Origin of the sequence: Frigidibacter sp., assembly GCF_030695035.1 — a bacterium.
Classification (GTDB): domain Bacteria; phylum Pseudomonadota; class Alphaproteobacteria; order Rhodobacterales; family Rhodobacteraceae; genus Frigidibacter.
In genome coordinates, this window is record NZ_JAUYTT010000002.1 from 33,067 (window position 1) to 49,639 (window position 16,573).

Genomic DNA, 16,573 nt, shown 5'->3' on the forward strand with positions numbered 1-16,573 from the left:
TCAACAGAAGGGGGCGGGAAAGGTCAAGCGGTTTTGCGGAAACGCCCGGTTGCAGGAGGTAACGGGGCGGGTGCTGTGGGGAGGAATAGGCACCGTCCGCGCCCGTCTGCGCCGAAGGCATGACGGCAGCGGCCGAGCCCTGACGGCGCTGGAGGAGAGCCCCGCCGCGTGGCGGCGATGACAATCGACGCCTTCACGCGGGGGAGGCATCGCCGGGACCAGACACAGCTATCTCCATCCCCGCCCCACCCCCGAAGCGCGCTCACTGGCGGGCATGAGCCTTGCCGCGCCTTGCCTGGGCCTCTCGCCTCCGCCGCCCCTTATCCCGTCCGCCGTCCGATCCGGGGCGGGTGGGCAAGCTTTGCCTTGTGGCGCGACAGCCAGGCCAGGGAGTCGTCGAAGGGCATCGGCCGGGCGATGCCGAAACCCTGCACATGGCCGCAACCGAGTTGGGCCAGCAGCGCGTGCTCGCCGGTGGTCTCCACCCCCTCGGCCAGGGTCTGCAGGTCCAGCCGCTCTGCCATCGACAGGATTGCGGCCACCATCCGCTGCTGGCTGGGGTCGCTGTCGACCTTCGCCACGAAGCTGCGGTCGATCTTCAGGCGGTGCACGTCAAAGCGGCGGATATTGGCGATTGAGGCATGGCCGGTGCCGAAATCGTCCAGGTCGATGCCACAGCCCAGCCGGGCCAAGGCCGAGATGTTGCGCACGATCACCTCATTGGCGGTATCGGCGACGACGGATTCCAGGATTTCCACGGTCAGCCGCCGCGGTGCCAGTTCGAACCGGTCCAGCTCCCATCTGATCCGGTCGGCAAGCCGGGGGTTGCGCAGATCCTCTTTCGAGAAGTTGACGGCGACGACCGGTACCGACATCCCGGCCTTGTCCCAGCTGCGCAGCGCGGTCAGGGCCTGGAACAGCATCACCTCGGTCAGCCGGCCTGACAGCCCTGCATCCTGCATCAAGGGGATGAATTCCGACGGCGGCAGCAGGCCGCGCTCAGGGTGCTGCCAGCGGGCTAGCGCCTCAAAGCCCGAAACCTCGCCGGTGTCGGTGGACAGCTGTGGCTGAAAATAGGCGATGATCTGCCCGCTCTCCAGCGCCGCTTCGGCGTCGGTTGCCAGCGCATCTCTGGCAACCGAGGCCCGCTGCGACTCGGCGGAATAGGCGCGGATGGCGCCGGGGCCGTGCTGATGCGCCTCTTCCAGCGCAGATTCGGCGGCGCGCAGCAGCGACTCGCCCGTGCCATGCGGGGCGCGGCTGGCCAGGCAGAAGCCGACAGAGGCGCGCACATAGATGGTGGAGGCGTCGATGGACAGCGGCAGTTCCGCAACTGCCTGCAGGCGTGCGGCGATCTGGACCAGGCTTTCCAGATCGGCCTGGCGCACGGGGCCAAGCGTCACGGCAAAGCGGGCGCCATCAAGGCGCATCACGCGGTCCTCGTCGCGCAAGGTGCCCAGCAACCGCTCGCCCGTGCGGCGCAGGATCTGCGTCCAGGCGGCATGGCCATGGCGTTCCAGCAGCAGGTCCGCCTCGTCAAGGCAGAGCACGACGCAAGCCGTGGTGCGGCCGTCCAGACGGCAGATGGCAAGCGCGTGGTCCAGCGCGCTGACGGCAGTATCGCGCAGCGGGAGGCCGGTAATGTGGTCGCGTCCTCCGGCGCCTGTGGTGCCCGGCGGCGCCGGGTCGGCGCGCATGATGGCAACGGCAATGGGCAGGGCCAGAGCCGCCGCCAGCAGGGCGCCCTGGCCGCCGAACCAGAAGGCCGCAAGCATCACCGCCGGGACGAAGGCCAGCATCTCGGGCCGGCGAAGATGCGCCGCGATCCGGATGCTCAGCCCCGCCGCCGCTGCGTCCCTGCCTGCCATGCTGCCTGCCTCCCAAGGTCCAGGCACTGACGAGCGCCCTTCTGCAGGCCAGATTAGGCAAGGACTGTCAGCGGGAGGTTAATCCGGATCGCCAAAGTGTGGGGGATCCTGGGCCAAATCCGTGATTTCTGGCCCCGATGTGCGGCTCAGCCCAACAAAATCGAAGATCGACGGGTCGAGCAAGTGCGAGGGACGGGTGTTCATCAGAGACCGGAACATCACCTGACGGCGCCCGGGGCTGCGCGCCTCCCAACCGTCAAGGATCTGCTTGACCTGCTGGCGCTGCAGCCCGTCCTGGCTGCCGCACAGGTCGCAAGGGATGATCGGATAGGCCATCGCGCGGGCGAATTTCTCGCAATCGGCCTCGGCCACGAAGGCCAGCGGGCGATAGACAAAGAGGTCGCCATCCTCGTTCAGCAGCTTGGGCGGCATCGTCGCCAGCCGGCCGCCGAAGAAGAGGTTCATGAAGAAGGTCTCAAGGATATCGTCGCGGTGATGGCCCAGAACCACCGCCGAGCACCCCTCTTCCCGCGCGATGCGGTAGAGGTTGCCGCGCCGCAGCCGCGAACACAGCGCGCAATAGGTGCGGCCCGCGGGCACCTTGTCCATCACGATGGAATAGGTGTCCTTGTATTCGATCCGGTGCGGCACGCCCATCCTGGCCAGAAACTCCGGCAGCACCGTCGCCGGAAAGCCCGGCTGGCCCTGATCGAGGTTGCAGGCCAGCAGATCCACCGGCAGCAGCCCGCGCCATTGCAGCTCATGCAGCACCGCCAGCAGGGTGTAGCTGTCCTTGCCGCCCGACAGGCAGACCAGCCAGCGGGCGCCGCGCTCGATCATGCCATAGGTCTGGGTCGCCTCTCGCACCTCGCGCACGATGCGCTTGCGCAGCTTCTTGAACTCGGTCGTCGCCGGCGCGCCGTGGAACAGCGGGTGGATGTCGTCGGGCTCGTCCAGCATGGCTACTCCTGCGCGGGCGCGGATTTGGTGCCTGTCTTCTTGGGCGGGACCGGGTCGAAGCCCTCGCCACCCCAGGGATGGCAGCGGCAGATCCGGTGCGCCGCCAGGTAGCCGCCCTTCACCCCGCCATGCACGCGCAAGGCGTCCAGCGCATATTCCGAGCAGGTGGGCTGAAACCGGCAGGAGCGCCCGACCCAGGGGCTGAGCACCAGCCGGTAGGCGCGCACCGGCAACGACAGAAGATGGGCAAGCGGCGTCATCGGCGGTGGTCCTTCGGCGGCTCCCGGAGCGGGCCGCCGGGATCGGGGGATCGGGCATTGCCGCGCGGGGCAGGGGCGGCGTGGATCTGCGTCAGGGCGCGGGTCAGGTCGGCCAGCAGATCGGCAAACAGCCGGTCTGCGGTGGCCCCGGGGCGCCCCACAAGAACATAGTCCCATCCGGGCCGTCCCGCCAGCGGCAGCACCGCGCGGGCGATCTCGCGCAGCCGGCGCTTGGCGCGGTTGCGGGCGACGGCATTGCCAAGCTTCTTGGAGCAGGTATAGCCGATGCGGATCATCTCGGCCGGCACCGGCTCGTCGCCGCGCCGCTGCCGGGCCTGCAGCAAGAAACCGGGCGCACCTTGCCGACGGGCCTGCGCCGCGCGCAGGAAATCCGGCCGGCGGGCCAGAACCTCGATCCGCGCTGAGGCCTTGGTCGTCACAGTCGCATCCTCCGGGCAAACGGAAACCGCCGGTTGCGGCCCCGATTTCCGATCCGTTGGATCGGGTGCGGGCGCGACCGGCGGCATAATCTGTCCAGCCTTGCGGCGGGCGATCAGGCGCTGAGCGACTTGCGGCCTTGGGCGCGCCGGGCGTTCAGGATGCGACGGCCGCCCTTGGTCGCCATGCGCGCACGAAAGCCGTGGCGGCGCTTGCGGACAAGGTTCGACGGTTGGTAGGTGCGCTTCATGGCGGTAACTCCGTTCCGGGCAGCACAAGACCCATCCGGGATTCGAGCGCCGTGTCATTCGAAGCCCGTCCTTTAGAGGCCGAGGCCGGGCAAGTCAACGCGCCGGGGCGGATTTTTTACCTTGCCGTCGCACTGCCGCCGCCGCCGCGAGGTATCAACCCCGCGTGATGCCACTGGCCGCCTGTCCCCATACCGCGCATGGTGGCCGTGAGCAATCCAGAGGGGCCGCGCGTGACCGAAGAGCAGCAGGGCAACACGGGGCGCAGCGTCCCGCGGCTGGCGGTTCTGGCGGGGCTGCTGGTGCTGGCCTTGGCGGGCGCGTTGCTGCTGGGGGACAGGCTGAGCCTCGAGGCGCTGGCAGCGCGGCGGCAGGAGCTGACCGGCTTCCGCGATTCGCATTACGGGCTGGCGGTGGCGGGGTTCATGGCGGTCTATGCCGGGCTGGTGACCCTCTCGCTGCCCGGCGCCACGGTAATGACGCTGACCGGCGGCCTGCTGTTCGGGGTTTTTCCCGGCACCTTCATCAATGTCGGCGCGGCAGGGACGGGGGCAGTGGCGCTGTTCCTTCTGGCCCGCTGGGGCGCAGGCAATGCGGCGGAGCGGCTGGCCGCTGCCGGTCCCTCAGCCCACAAGCTGGTGGCGAGGCTGAAGGAGAATGAGTGGTCGGTACTGTTCGTGATGCGGTTGGTGCCGCTGGTGCCGTTCTTCGTGACCAACCTTGCCGCGGCCACGCTGGACGTGCGTCTGCATCGCTTCGTCATCTCCACCTTCCTCGGCATCTTGCCGGGGGCTTGGGTCTATACCTCGGTCGGGGCCGGTCTGGGCGAGGTGTTCGCCGCGGGCGGCCAGCCGGATCTGGGCGCGATCTTCCGGCCCGGCGTGCTGATCCCGCTGCTGGCCTTGGCCACGCTGGCGGCGCTGCCGATGCTGCTGCGCTCCCGCCAGAGAGGCGGTGCCGCATGACCGGGCAGATCAAGGCGGACATCTGCATCATTGGTGCCGGATCGGGTGGCCTCTCGGTCGCCGCTGGCGCCGCGCAGATGGGCGCACGCGTGGTGCTGGTCGAGGGCGCCGAGATGGGGGGCGATTGCTTGAATGTCGGCTGCGTGCCCTCCAAGGCGCTGCTGGCCGCCGCCGCGCGGGCGCAGACAGTGCGGGCGGGCGGCATGGGTGTTGCACCCATGGAGCCGCAGGTGGATTACGCCGCCGCGATGGCCCATGTCACCGCGACCATCGCCGCGATTGCTCCGCATGACAGCCAAGCGCGGTTCGAGGGCCTCGGCGTCCACGTCATCCGCGCCTGGGGCCGTTTCGTTGGCCCCGATGCGCTGGAGGCTGGGAACACCCTGATCGCCGCCCGCCGCTTCGTGGTCGCCACCGGCTCGCGCCCCGCCGTGCCCGGCATCCCCGGCCTGAAGGGCATGCCCTTCCTGACCAATGAGACGCTGTGGGCCCTGCGCGAGCTGCCCGCGCATCTGCTGGTTCTGGGGGGCGGTCCGCTGGGGATGGAGATGGCGCAGGCGCATCGCCGGCTGGGCTCGCGCGTCACCGTGCTCGACGGCGGCCACGCCCTTGGCCGCGATGACCCCGAGGCGGCGACGGTGGTGCTGGCCGCCCTGCGTGCCGAGGGGGTGGAGATCGTGGAGGGGGCAGAGGTCACCCGCGCCTCGGGCCGCGCCGGGGCGATCACGCTGCAGACGGCGGACGGGCGCAGCTTCGAGGGCTCGCACCTGCTGGTCGCCACTGGCCGCGCCCCGAATGTCGAGCGGCTGAACCTGCCTGCAGCGGGCGTGCGCACCGATGCGCGCGGCATCGTCACCGACAGCCGCCTGCGCAGCAGCAACCGCCGCATCTTCGCCATCGGGGACATTGCCGGGCGCGGGCAGTTCACGCATCTCGCAGGCTATCACGCCGGCCTCGTGGTGCGGCAGGCGCTGTTCGGGCTGCCCTCCCGTCTCCGGGACGATCACATCCCCCGCGCCACCTATACCGACCCGGGCCTCGCGCAGATCGGCCTGACCGAGGCCGAGGCGCGCGAGAAGCATGGCAAAAAGATCACCGTGGTGAAGGTGCCGGTCTCGGGCAATGACCGGGCGATGGCGCAGGGGCATAAGGACGGCTTCCTCAAGCTGATCGTGCATCGCGGCCGCCCGGTGGGCGTGACCATCGCCGCCCCCGATGCTGGCGAAGTCATCGCGCCCTTCGCGCTCGGGCTCGCCGCCAGGCTTAAACTTTCTGCCTATACATCGGCGGTTTACCCCTATCCGACCCTTTCCGAGCTTTCAAAGCGGGCGGCGAGCGCCTATTTCTCTCCGAAGCTTTTCGAAAACCCTTGGGTGAAGCGGGGGGTGCGGCTGATTCAACGGCTGCTGCCCTGACGACCCCGCCAAGACGTGAGGCCACAGGGCGAGGAATGGCGCGCGCGCATTTCCTGAACACACTTTCGGGCCGGTTCCTGATGCTGACGACAGTGTTCGTCATGCTGGCCGAAGTGCTGATCTTCGTTCCGTCGGTGGCCGGGTTCCGCGAGGACTATCTTCGGCTGCGGCTGGAACGGGCGCAGATCGCCTCGCTCGCCCTCCTCGCCTCGGAGGAAATGATCTCGGAGGATCTGGAGCGTGAGCTGCTGGCCAATGCCGGCGTCTTCAACGTGGTCCTGCGCCGCGACGAGATGCGCCAGCTGGTGCTGTCCTCGCCGATCCCCAGCCCGGTCGATGCCAGCTATGACCTGCGCGATCCCACCGGCTTCAGCCTGGTGCGCGATGCCTTCACCGACCTCACCGACAGCCGCAACCGGGTGATCCGGGTCATCGGTGAGCCGGTGCGGCAGGCGGGGCTGCTGATCGAGGTGACCATCGAAAGCGGCCCGATGCGGCGCGAGATGATCGAATATGGCCTGCGCATCCTTGGCCTGTCGGCGGTGATCTCGGTGTTGACGGCGCTCTTGCTGTTCCTTGCCGTGCAACGGCTGCTGGTCGCCCCGATCCGCCGGGTGGTCGCCCACATGTCCTCCTATGCCGAGGCGCCCGAGGATGCGCGGCGCTTCATCGAGCCGACGGCGCGGGTGGTAGAGCTGCGCGAGGCCGAGGATGCGCTGCAAAGCCTGCAGACCCAGCTGACCGGCGCGCTGCGGCAGAAAGAACGGCTGGCGCAGCTTGGCAGTGCCGTCGCCAAGATCAGCCACGACCTGCGCAACATCCTGACCACGGCGCAGCTGTTTGCCGACCGGATGGAGGCTTCCGAGGATCCGGCGGTGAAACGCGCCGCACCCAAGCTGGTGAACTCCATCGCCCGCGCGGTGAACCTGTGCGAGAGCACGCTGACCTTCGGCCGCGCCGAGGAGCCCCCGCCGCGGCTGGCGCGGTTCATGCTGGCGGGCCTCGTGACCGAGGTTCTGGAAGGCGAGCGCCCGGCGGCCGAGGCGGGCGAGATCGAGTTCGTGATCGACGTGGCCCCGAACCTGACTATCCGCGCCGATTCCGAACAGTTGCACCGGGTGCTGCTGAACCTCGTGCGAAATGCCCGCCAGGCGATCGAGGCGACCAAGAAGGCCGGCACGGTCGAGGTGGGCGCGGGCGAGGATGACGGCTTCTGGTGGATCCGGGTCGGCGATACCGGCCCCGGCCTGCCCGACCGGGCCAAGGCGCACCTGTTCCAGCCCTTCCAGGGCGGCACCCGCAAGGGCGGCACCGGCCTTGGCCTTGCGATTTCGGCCGAGCTGGTGCGCGGCCATGGTGGGCGGCTGGAGCTGGTGCGGTCGGATGAGGACGGCACCGAGTTCATGATCCGCCTGCCCAAGACCGTGACACAGACCGAGGTGGCCGCCTGAGCCGGATTTTCGCACATCGCGGAAGATAGTCCCGTTTTCGCGCTTGCATGTCCCCGCCGCCCTCGCTAAATGCCACTTCCACAGTGCACCCGTAGCTCAGCTGGATAGAGCATCAGACTACGAATCTGAGGGTCGGGCGTTCGAATCGCTCCGGGTGCACCATTTTTCCTGACAGTTTGATCGGCGCCTTGAAAGGCCCGGTATTTTCGCTGCCGGCATCACCTGCCTTCGCCCGTTCGGGCCGCGCGGGCTTGATCCGTAGCTGGCGCACCGCGCCACACGCTCCCTCACCTCACATCCGCTCACGAAACCGGCATCGTCCAATGGTGCGATGGCACCTTTCGCCAATTCCGGTGGGGCGAGTCTCTCATGCACAACCTAAGGGCCTGACGCAGGGACAACCGCGCAGGCGCCGGAAGTCGGCGCTTTTTGGGGAAAGCGGTCTTTTCGGTCGGATGGTGGCTCCGGGTTGCAGCTCTCGGGGTCGCTGGAACGACGGCAACGCATTGGAGACTGAGATGAACAGAAATTCACGCAACCGGGCCGCAACCGCGCTGGCCCTGACCTCGGCCCTCGCCCTGATGGCGGCGCAGGGGGATTTCACGGCCAAAGCCCTCGACCTTGACCTTGGCGTGGGCAAAGTGTCGGTCGGCCGCGATGACAGCGGCGGGCTTGGCGTCGGTGTGGGCCTCGGCCGTGACGATACCGTGGATGTCGGCGTCAGCATCGGCGGCAGCGGCGGCCTTGTCGATGCCGATGTGAATGTCGGCGGCGATGACGGCATCAACGTCGACGCCAATGTCGGGTCCGATGAGGGTGTGGCCAATGTCGGCGTCGACATCGGCGGCGGCACCGGGGGGCAATCCTCTGGTGGCCAATCCGGGGGCGGTGGGCTTCTGGGGGGCGGCAGTACCGGTGGCCTTCTTGGGGGCGGCACAGGCGGCGGTCTAGCTGGCGGCGGTCTGGCTGGTGGTGGCTTGCTGGGCGGCACCAGTGGCGGTCTTGTCGGCGGCGGCGCCACTGGCGGCGGCATCAACATCACCGCAGATCTGCTCAGCTCGGGCGAGTTGCTGACCGTGGGCGCCGATGTGGCCGACGTGGTCTCGGCCGATGTGGACCTTGGCACCGACTCGGGGCTGCTGGGGGTGGATGCCTCCGTCGCCGGGCTCGATATCGGGGCCGATGTCTTGAATGACGACAGCGTCGTAGATGTCTGCGTCGGCAATTGCGGCGGCGGCTCCGGGTCTTCAGGCACCTCTGGGACGTCGGGCACTTCCGGCACCTCTGGCACCTCTGGCACGTCGGGAACCTCCGGCACTTCGGGCACCTCGGGGACTTCCGGCACGTCCGGCACCTCGGGTTCTTCGGGCACCTCTGGCACGTCGGGAACCTCCGGCGCCTCGGGCTCCTCCGGGTCTTCCGGCAGCTCGTCCGGCGGACAGATGGTGATCTCTAACCCCGGCCTCGGGCTCTTCGGCCAGATCTGTGACCGCGGTCAGGGCAACACTTCTGCCTATTCCAACGTGCCGGTCGTTGACCGCTCGGGCGTGCGCATCGGCACCGTTCACCAGGCCACGGTGGGCGGCGACCTGCGTCTGGTCTCGGTTCGCTTCGCCACCACGAACAATGTGGCAAGCCCTGCCAAGTGCATCCAGATGACCAACGTCCCCTTCACCCAGGCTGGCGGCTCCATCGCGGTGCCGGTAACGATGACCGGCCTGCACCAGGCGGTGATGTCGGCCAAGAACTGAGGGCCCAAGCCCTCCCGGAACCGGGGCGCTCGCGCCTGCTGCCAACTCGTGGCGCGGGGGGAGCCCCGGTTCCGGTCAGGGGCGGCGGGTCGCGCCGCCGCCCCGCTTTCGGCCACGCTTTCGACCTCGGGGCCGAAACCCTTCCGCAGGGCCGCTGCGGCCGCCCGCAACACCGGATCCCCGCCATGACATCCGCGTCCCCGCGCCGCCTCGGGCGGCATTTGTCCCCCCGCCGCCTCGGGCGGCATCTGTTCCCCCGCCGCCTCGGGCGGCATTTCGTGAACTCCCCGCCGCTCACCACCGGGCTTGTCGGTCTCGCGGTGCTGCTGACGGCGCTGGCGCTGTGGCCCACCGGCTTCGCGCGCAACCCGGTGACTGAGTTCAACCTCTTCGTGCTGCTGGTCGCGCTGGCGATGGGCGCCGTCGATCTGGCCGTTCACCGCACCTGGCGCCAGCCCGAGGCGGGCATCGTGCAGCCGCTGCGGCTGATCCCGGGGCGCATCCTCAGCCGGACCCTGATGAACAAGCTGGCGGGCACACTTGGCGTGGTGGCGCTGGCGCTGATCCTCTACCGCGGCGCCGATATTTACCGCGCGCCTTGGTACGGCACCTTTCTGGATCAGTTCCATATGGCGCTGCCCTGGCTGGTGCCGCTGTCGCTGGTCTATGTCGCGGCCCTGCACTGCATCTCGGTCAAGGCCGGCGACCACTTGGAAAGCTTCGGCCGCGTGCTGCTGACCCTCGGGCGCGAGGGCGACCGGGCGCAGGCGGCGGATTTCGCGCTGATCTGGCTGGTGAAGCTGTTCTTCCTGCCGCTGATGTATGGCTATGCGGTGGATGACTGGCTGTTCTTCTTCCGCGAGCCCTTCCCGGATGGCTCCTTCCGCACGGTCTATGAATACCTCTATCGCTTCGTGTTCTTCGTCGACGTGATCTTTGCCATCATCGGCTACGCGCTGTCGCTGCGGCTGACCAATGCCCATGTCCGCTGGCCTGAGCGGACCTTCCGCGGATGGGCGGTCTGCCTGATGTGCTACATGCCGTTCTGGCAGGTGATCGGGCGCGATTTCCTGGCCTATGAGGACAGCATCGTCTGGGGCCTGCTGCTGGAGGCGCACCCGGTGCTCTATGTCGCCTGGGGCTCGACCATCCTCGCGCTGCTCATGGTCTATGTCGGCAGCACGGTCTGCTTCGGGATGCGCTTTTCGAACCTCACCTATCGCGGCACCGTCTGGCAGGGGCCCTATGCGCTGGTCCGGCACCCGGCCTATATCTGCAAGAACGCCTCGATGTGGATGGTGCAGCTGCCGTTCCTGGCTGCGGCACCGGGCGAGGCAATGGCCAACACGCTGGCGTTGGCCGGCATCGGGCTGCTGTATTTCCTGCGCGCCCGGCACGAGGAGGCCTGCTGCGCAGAGGCGCGGGACTACCGGCTCTATCGCCGGTTCATGGACAGGCACGGGCTGCGGCCAAGGCTGATCCGGGCGGTCCGCGGTTGGCGGCCTGCACCGGCCTTTACCAGCGCGCTTGGCCCGAGGGGAACAGGCGCCGGGTGATATCCCGCGCCTGCGGCGAGGCTGGCGGCACGGGTGCCGAGGCCCAGGGGCGTAGCTGGCCTCCGGGGAACAGGGCGGCGGTGATGTCACGGGCGTCGCCCGCAGCGGCCATCGGCGCGGGCTGGACGGCGCAACCGGCAGCGCCCGGGCAGACCACCGTCGCCGTCACGTTGCGTGGGGTAGGCGGGGCAGGCTCTGTCGCCTGGGCGAGGAAGATATCCGCTGCGGAAGGCGCCATCTCAGCAGGCGTAAGCCGTGTGGCGAGACCCGGAGTGTCCGGCGGCAGCTCGGCAGGCTGCATTCCGAACCACTCGCCGGACCCGCGGCTCGACATCGATGGCGGGAACTCCAGCGATCCAACGGCGTCTCCGGGTGCGTTTGTGGGCGCGGCACTGGCACGGACAATCACCGTCCGCCGCACCGCCGCCCATGAGCGTGGCGGCAGCGGCACGGCCCGCCCGGCCGTCCGCAGCGGTGCCGGTTCTACTGCCGGTTTCGCCGCTGCGTCGTCCTGCCCGTCGCCCAGACCATCAGCCCCGGCGGGCAGGAGCGGCGCGACGGGACCGGCTATGGGCCCCGTCACGACCGCGGGTTCAGAGGGCTCCGGCGCCTGCCAGGTCAGCCCGATCAGGCCCGGCGCGGCAATGGCAAGGGCGGCAGCGACGGCAATCGTCCCCAGCCCCCCGCCCCGGCGCTTTGCCCCGCCTTGTGCGCCTCGTGCCCGTCTTGCCTGCAGTGACTTGGTCGTCATCTCGCCCTCCGAAGCGATGCCTCATGCGCCAACCCTATTGCCGCGGCGCAGTGCAGCAATCGGAGGAGGGTGCGATCATGCCAAAGGACGATGCCGACCAGGCGCGATTCTGGGCGCGGATCGGGCCTCAATCGACCTTCAGCGCTACCAGAATGTCCTCGATCACGCAGGACACCAGCTGTTGGCGGCTGCTGAGGCCGGACTTGCGGAAGATCGCCGTCAGCTGCGACTTTACCGTGGATTCGGAGGTGCCGCGCAGTCCGGCAATCTCGGGGTTGCTGAAGCCCTTGATGACCAGCAGCGCCACATGCCGCTCGGTCGGGGTCAGCGCCCATTCGGTGAACTGGCTTGCCACCAGATCCTCGAACTGCCCTGCCGTGGCGTTCAGCTGGCTCTGGATCCGGTTCACCCGCCGGAAGCTGAGCCGCAGCAGCACCACGCTGCTGACGACACCCGCCAGCAGGCCGACGCTGCACAAGATCTCCAGCGTCTCCTGCAACTCCCACGGGATCAGCGGGGCCTGCCAGTAGAACACCTCGGACAGCAGCTTGAAGATGAAGAACACGGTGCTGAGCACCTGGATCAGCGTCACCAGCATGAACAGGGCAAGCGCGGGCCCCCGCAGCCCGAAACTGGTCATCGCGGTGCCTCGGGGCCTGTCATTGCCCGGCCCGGTCGCCTTGCGGGGGCAGGTTCAGCAGCATCATGTCCAGCGAACGCTCCTGCCCCGCGGGTCGGTAATCATAGGTCTCGATGACCGCATCGCGCAGGATCTGCCCCGAGGCGCGGCTGACCACGATCTCGCGCAGGTGCTGGTTGTTGCGGGCGCGGATCTTCACGCGGTTCAGCAGGGTGTCGGTGACGCTGACGATGGTGTAGCCCTCGCTATCCAGCGCCTCGAGCACGTCGATATAGCGCCATTGCGGGCTGTGCTGCACGCGAAACACATCCATGCCCGTCCCGCGCGACGCCGGATCGGCGTGGCTGGCAAGCGGGATCAGTGCCAGCCCAAGCGCGGCGGCAAGCGCGCCGCTGCGGAGCGTGATGCACAAGGCCGTCACCCTGCCGCCGCCCCCGAACCGGATCGGCCGGGGGGGCCCATCGGGCGTGGCGAGAAGATGGCGGGCCTGAGCATCGGAGTGCACCAGAGGTCAGAAGGGGCTGTCAGCGCGAACGGATCACCCGATTATTGTGGATCGCACTCGACATGGCCAGCGCGAATGCAATGCGCCGGGCCGGCAGCCGCAGCGAGGCATCGGCGATCAGCGCCCGTTCGCAGCTGAAATCGTTGCGCGCAAAGCGGCGCGAGCCGATCACCACCGCGATATCCGGGTAGCGGTCGCGGAAGGCCTGCAGGGCCGTGACGGCATCGGCGCGCAGGGCGTCGATATCCACCACCAGCAGCCCTGTGTCAGGGGCCAAGGGTGCCACCATTCCGGCTGCGTGGCCCAGATCTGGCGCGCTTTGCAGGTCCGCTACCTGGTCTTCCAGCCACAGCGTGTGGTCAAGCAGGCTCTTGTCCCCGCTGCCGCCCACCAGCACGACATGGCGCTTTGCCAGAAGCGCGCGTTCGACAAGGTCGAAATCGGTGGCCTGTGCGCCCGCGGGGTCGAAGGCCGCGGCGCGCCGTACCAGCGGCTCTGGCAGGGCGGGGTCGCGGGCGTTTTGCCGGGGCGCTGCTGGCGGCCGATGTGCGGGGATCGGGGCAGCGCGAAAACCTGCCGCGAAACGACGCAGCCAGTCACCCGCCATGCCCTGCACGGTTCCGGTGTCGAGGTTGTCCTGCATTGCCATTCGTGCCTCCTCCTGCTGACTGTGGCTCAGGCCGCTATAGCTTGGCCCCATTCCAGCACGCTGCAGGTTGGCGCGGCGCAGAGCCATTGGAGGTTGTGGCGAAACGGGGCCCGTCGCACCAATGGACGATGCGGGCTACGTTCGGTCGGGGGCTGGCGTGGCGCTCGGCAATGCCGATCAGGCCGGCGCAGACAGTGTGGCGCCGGAACAGAGACGCGGAGACGATTGCAGGCGTCTTCCGGGTCCTGCGCCGTGCCCGGAATGCAGCGATAGTGCGATGAAATTGCGGCGGCTGAAACCCTGACGGCGCTGTTTCGGATCCTGGCCGTCATGTTCAATGCATCTGCAGCATTAGTCTTTGCTTGACCGAACCTCCCCCGAAAGTTGATGCGGCTTTTAGTCGGAGGGCTGCTCTGGGTATTTGTCTATTCGACCAGAACTGGTTTGCATGCGGCCTATGAGCGCCCGAGGCCACCTCACCTGGAGATCATCGGCACAACATGATGGGTGTGCAGCGTTGATCGGTCTAAATAATAGGTATAGCAGCGATGCATAAAAACGTGTTGCCGGGCCACCGGCCGTCGGTATCATAGCCAGACATGGCTTTGGGTCGAGCGATGTGAAAAGCTATGGCTTATTATTCGAGAGCAAGCCAGTCGGCGCCGCGAACGTGAAGCTTCGGGTGGAGTTATTTTGAGTGTGGCCCGCGCCGTTTTTTTGGGCCTTGGCAGTGAACAGCGTTTGATGCGGCACGGTTTGGCTTGGTCATTGATCTTGAAGAGGGAGGTTATCACCATGACGAATTTTGCAGTTAAACTCGCGCTGGTTTCGACCGTGATCCTGCCGATGATGGCGCCAAGTCTGTTTGCGCTCAGTCTCGGGATCGGCGGTGACGATGGCATCGGCGTCGATATCGGGGGCGGCGACGGCGGCGGGCTTGGCGTGGATGTTGGCATTGGCGGTGACGACGGAGTTGGCGTCGGTGTGGGCGTCGGAGGTGGCAGCGGGATCGGCGCTGGTGTGAGTGTCGGCGGCGCGGTGGATGTCGGCGTCTCGATCGGCGGCAGCACCCCCGGAACAGATCCAGGCACCAATCCGGGTACCAACCCCTCCAACCCATCGACCAATGTCGCGGCGGCCTCCATGCCCGGCCGGGCCGAAGTGGCCAAGGCCAAGCGGCTGGTCTGCCGGAACGATGGCAACAGCGAGGTCTATGCCGACTATCTGGTCTTTGATCGCCATGGCCGGCCGGTGGGCGTGGTCGCCTCGGCTTGGGTTGGCCCGGACCTGAAGATCGACACGCTGCGCTTTGCCACGCTGGACAGCTTCGCCTCCCCGGCCAAATGCCTGACGGTGAAGGCTGCCGGGGCGCGGATCGGGCAGGGGGCCATCGGGCTGCCCCATGCCGGTAACGATCTGCAAAAGGCCATTGCGCTGCGCTGAGCGTTGGCCGGGTCGGGCCGGGATCTCTCCCGGCCCCACGGTTCAGTAAGTAGGGATCAGTCAGTGCGGCCAATCGCGGTGATGCGGGCCCGGTCACCCTCTGCGGCCCTTGCATAGTAGATCTCGATCCGGCGGATAGCGCGGGCACGGTCACCCGGAAGTTCCATGAACCGCGTTTCGCCGTTGCGGCGGATGCGTTCGCGCACCGGCAGCTCTGCCACGTCGCCATTGGCGTAATGCACCAGCACCCGTTCGAGGAAGACCGGGCTCTCCTGCACCGCCAGCTTAAGATGGGTGAACCGGCCCTCGCCGCGGCCGACCTGGATCACGTCGCGCTGTTCGTTGAAGCCGACGGTCTTCTCGCCCAGAACCACCTCCTGATCGGCCAGCGCCTGCAGCGGCATCAGGGCGACAAGCCCCAAGGCGGCGGCGCCCACCAGAACGTCTCGTCTGCTGATCATCCTGAAATCTCCTTGTCTGAATACACAAGTGCCGTTTGGCAGAGCGCGGCCCGCCTGGGCGATTCGAAGGAATAGTGCTAAAAAGGCCTCCGCCAAGCCATATTCGTGCCCCGCTTGCAGACCAGCTTGCAAGCAGGAAAACACAGCTCGACGAGGTTGCCCCATGAGGTACGCCGTGGCCCTTCTGACCCGTATCGGCCTTGGACCCGCCCGACCCGCCGAGGACGTGTTCGAGATACGCCTTGCGCAGATGATCGCCACCGAACGCCCGCGCCTGCGGCTGCGCCAAGGGCCGCGGCCCGCGCTGTTCAGAAATCGGGCGAGACGCCTGGCAGCTTGATCTCTTTGATCAGGTCGCGCAGTTCCTGCCGGGCGGCGACGTTCGACAGGTTCAGGCTTTCGACGCCGACATCCTTCAGATCCAGCAGCGTCAGCCCGCGCGGGAACAGCTCACGGAAGATCACCCGTTCCGAAAAGCCCGGCGCCACGCGAAAGCCGATGCGGCGCGACAGGCTGGTCAGCGCCTCGCCCACCTTCTTCTTGTTATGCATGTGCTGTGCGCCAAGGCGGTTACGCAGCACGATCCAGTCGATGGGCTTCAGCCCGGCCTTGGCGCGCAACTGGCGGGCATTCCAGACCATCTCGGCATAGATCGAGGGGCCAAGCACGCGGCCCGTCTCGGGGTCGGTGCGGGCCAGCAGATCGAAGTCGATGAAGCTGTCGTTCAGCGGGGTGATCAGCGTATCGGCCAGCGAATGCGCGACCTGGCTGAGGCGGGTATGCGAGCCGGGGCAGTCGATCAGGATGAAGTCGCAATCGGCATCCAACGCCGCGACGGCGGCGGAGAGGCGGTGGTCGAAGACATTCTCGTTGGGCCCCAAGGAGGCTGCGTCAATCTCGGGCAACTCGCGGTAGTCGGGCATCGGTAGGGTGATGCCCTGCCGCGCCGCAAAGGCGCGCCGGTTCTCCAGATAGCGTCCGAAGCTCTTCTGCCGGACGTCGAGGTCAAGTGCACCCACGCGCCAGCCCATGCGGCACAGCGCTGTTGCCACATGCATGCAGGTCGTGGATTTCCCCGACCCGCCCTTCTCGTTTCCGGTGACGATGATATGTGCCAAGTCGCTTCCCCGCCCGCAGTCCCCAGCCCGGGCTCCCGGGCGCAAGAACCTATATGTTGCGGTCCGCGCCAAGTGAAGCGCGAGGGCAGGCTCG

At 67.8% G+C, this 16,573-nt stretch carries 17 protein-coding genes and 1 tRNA gene; 7 read left to right on the plus strand and 11 right to left on the minus strand.

Annotated elements, in window-relative coordinates:
• Nucleotides 1–320: 320 nt before the first annotated feature.
• The 5 genes from Q8S30_RS01260 to rpmH form a co-directional block, all read right to left on the minus strand.
• Nucleotides 321–1,868 carry a bifunctional diguanylate cyclase/phosphodiesterase gene (locus Q8S30_RS01260; protein ID WP_305664223.1) on the minus strand — a complete coding sequence of 516 codons (1,548 nt, stop codon included), beginning with the start codon at nt 1,866–1,868 and terminating at the stop codon, nt 321–323.
• Nucleotides 1,869–1,946: 78 nt separating this feature from the next.
• The gene (gene ttcA, locus Q8S30_RS01265; protein WP_305664224.1) at nt 1,947–2,828 is read right to left on the minus strand and encodes a tRNA 2-thiocytidine(32) synthetase TtcA; all 882 of its coding nucleotides are present in this window, start codon (nt 2,826–2,828) and stop codon (nt 1,947–1,949) included.
• Nucleotides 2,829–2,830: 2 nt separating this feature from the next.
• Complete coding sequence (gene yidD, locus Q8S30_RS01270) at nt 2,831–3,088, minus strand: membrane protein insertion efficiency factor YidD (RefSeq protein WP_305664225.1); 258 nt, start codon at nt 3,086–3,088, stop codon at nt 2,831–2,833.
• A complete protein-coding gene (gene rnpA, locus Q8S30_RS01275; protein WP_371135415.1) occupies nt 3,085–3,528 on the minus strand; it encodes a ribonuclease P protein component in 444 nt (147 codons plus the stop codon). The genes yidD and rnpA overlap by 4 nt, the downstream gene beginning before the upstream one ends.
• Before the next feature lie 113 nt (nt 3,529–3,641).
• Nucleotides 3,642–3,776, minus strand: a complete 135-nt coding sequence (gene rpmH, locus Q8S30_RS01280) for a 50S ribosomal protein L34 (protein WP_066809333.1) — start codon at nt 3,774–3,776, stop codon at nt 3,642–3,644.
• A gap of 231 nt (nt 3,777–4,007) precedes the next feature.
• On the opposite strand from rpmH, the gene Q8S30_RS01285 reads away from it, so the two are divergent.
• From Q8S30_RS01285 to Q8S30_RS01310, 6 genes are all read left to right on the plus strand, one after another.
• The gene (locus Q8S30_RS01285) at nt 4,008–4,739 is read left to right on the plus strand and encodes a TVP38/TMEM64 family protein (RefSeq protein ID WP_305664226.1); all 732 of its coding nucleotides are present in this window, start codon (nt 4,008–4,010) and stop codon (nt 4,737–4,739) included.
• The gene (locus tag Q8S30_RS01290; protein WP_305664227.1) at nt 4,736–6,154 is read left to right on the plus strand and encodes an NAD(P)/FAD-dependent oxidoreductase; all 1,419 of its coding nucleotides are present in this window, start codon (nt 4,736–4,738) and stop codon (nt 6,152–6,154) included. Before Q8S30_RS01285 ends, Q8S30_RS01290 begins: the two co-directional genes overlap by 4 nt.
• A gap of 35 nt (nt 6,155–6,189) precedes the next feature.
• On the plus strand, nt 6,190–7,605 hold the full coding sequence (locus tag Q8S30_RS01295; RefSeq protein WP_305664228.1) for a HAMP domain-containing sensor histidine kinase: 1,416 nt from the start codon (nt 6,190–6,192) through the stop codon (nt 7,603–7,605).
• An 85-nt stretch (nt 7,606–7,690) separates the two neighbouring features.
• A tRNA-Arg gene (locus tag Q8S30_RS01300) sits at nt 7,691–7,767 on the plus strand.
• 356 nt (nt 7,768–8,123) lie between these two features.
• Nucleotides 8,124–9,356, plus strand: a complete 1,233-nt coding sequence (locus Q8S30_RS01305; protein WP_305664229.1) for a hypothetical protein — start codon at nt 8,124–8,126, stop codon at nt 9,354–9,356.
• A 185-nt stretch (nt 9,357–9,541) separates the two neighbouring features.
• Nucleotides 9,542–10,912: a hypothetical protein gene (locus tag Q8S30_RS01310; protein WP_305664230.1), complete on the plus strand. Its 1,371-nt coding sequence runs from the start codon at nt 9,542–9,544 to the stop codon at nt 10,910–10,912.
• Here Q8S30_RS01310 and Q8S30_RS01315 read toward each other — a convergent pair.
• The 4 genes from Q8S30_RS01315 to Q8S30_RS01330 all read right to left on the minus strand — a co-directional run bounded on the left by Q8S30_RS01315 (nt 10,872) and on the right by Q8S30_RS01330 (nt 13,457).
• On the minus strand, nt 10,872–11,663 hold the full coding sequence (locus Q8S30_RS01315; RefSeq protein ID WP_305664231.1) for a hypothetical protein: 792 nt from the start codon (nt 11,661–11,663) through the stop codon (nt 10,872–10,874). The genes Q8S30_RS01310 and Q8S30_RS01315 overlap by 41 nt on opposite strands.
• A 127-nt stretch (nt 11,664–11,790) precedes the next feature.
• Nucleotides 11,791–12,303, minus strand: coding sequence for a helix-turn-helix transcriptional regulator (locus Q8S30_RS01320; RefSeq protein WP_305664232.1), 513 nt, complete (start codon nt 12,301–12,303; stop codon nt 11,791–11,793).
• Between the two features lie 19 nt (nt 12,304–12,322).
• On the minus strand, nt 12,323–12,715 hold the full coding sequence (locus tag Q8S30_RS01325; protein ID WP_305664233.1) for a hypothetical protein: 393 nt from the start codon (nt 12,713–12,715) through the stop codon (nt 12,323–12,325).
• A 112-nt stretch (nt 12,716–12,827) separates the two neighbouring features.
• Complete coding sequence (locus tag Q8S30_RS01330) at nt 12,828–13,457, minus strand: hypothetical protein (protein WP_305664234.1); 630 nt, start codon at nt 13,455–13,457, stop codon at nt 12,828–12,830.
• A gap of 795 nt (nt 13,458–14,252) precedes the next feature.
• Between Q8S30_RS01330 and Q8S30_RS01335 the strand changes: the two genes are divergently transcribed.
• Complete coding sequence (locus Q8S30_RS01335) at nt 14,253–14,900, plus strand: hypothetical protein (protein ID WP_305664235.1); 648 nt, start codon at nt 14,253–14,255, stop codon at nt 14,898–14,900.
• Between the two features lie 56 nt (nt 14,901–14,956).
• Here the strand turns inward: Q8S30_RS01335 and Q8S30_RS01340 are convergent, their stop codons facing one another.
• The gene (locus tag Q8S30_RS01340; protein WP_305664236.1) at nt 14,957–15,361 is read right to left on the minus strand and encodes a DUF2541 family protein; all 405 of its coding nucleotides are present in this window, start codon (nt 15,359–15,361) and stop codon (nt 14,957–14,959) included.
• 308 nt (nt 15,362–15,669) lie between these two features.
• Nucleotides 15,670–16,479: a division plane positioning ATPase MipZ gene (locus Q8S30_RS01345; protein ID WP_305664237.1), complete on the minus strand. Its 810-nt coding sequence runs from the start codon at nt 16,477–16,479 to the stop codon at nt 15,670–15,672.
• Between the last annotated feature and the right edge of the window lie 94 nt (nt 16,480–16,573).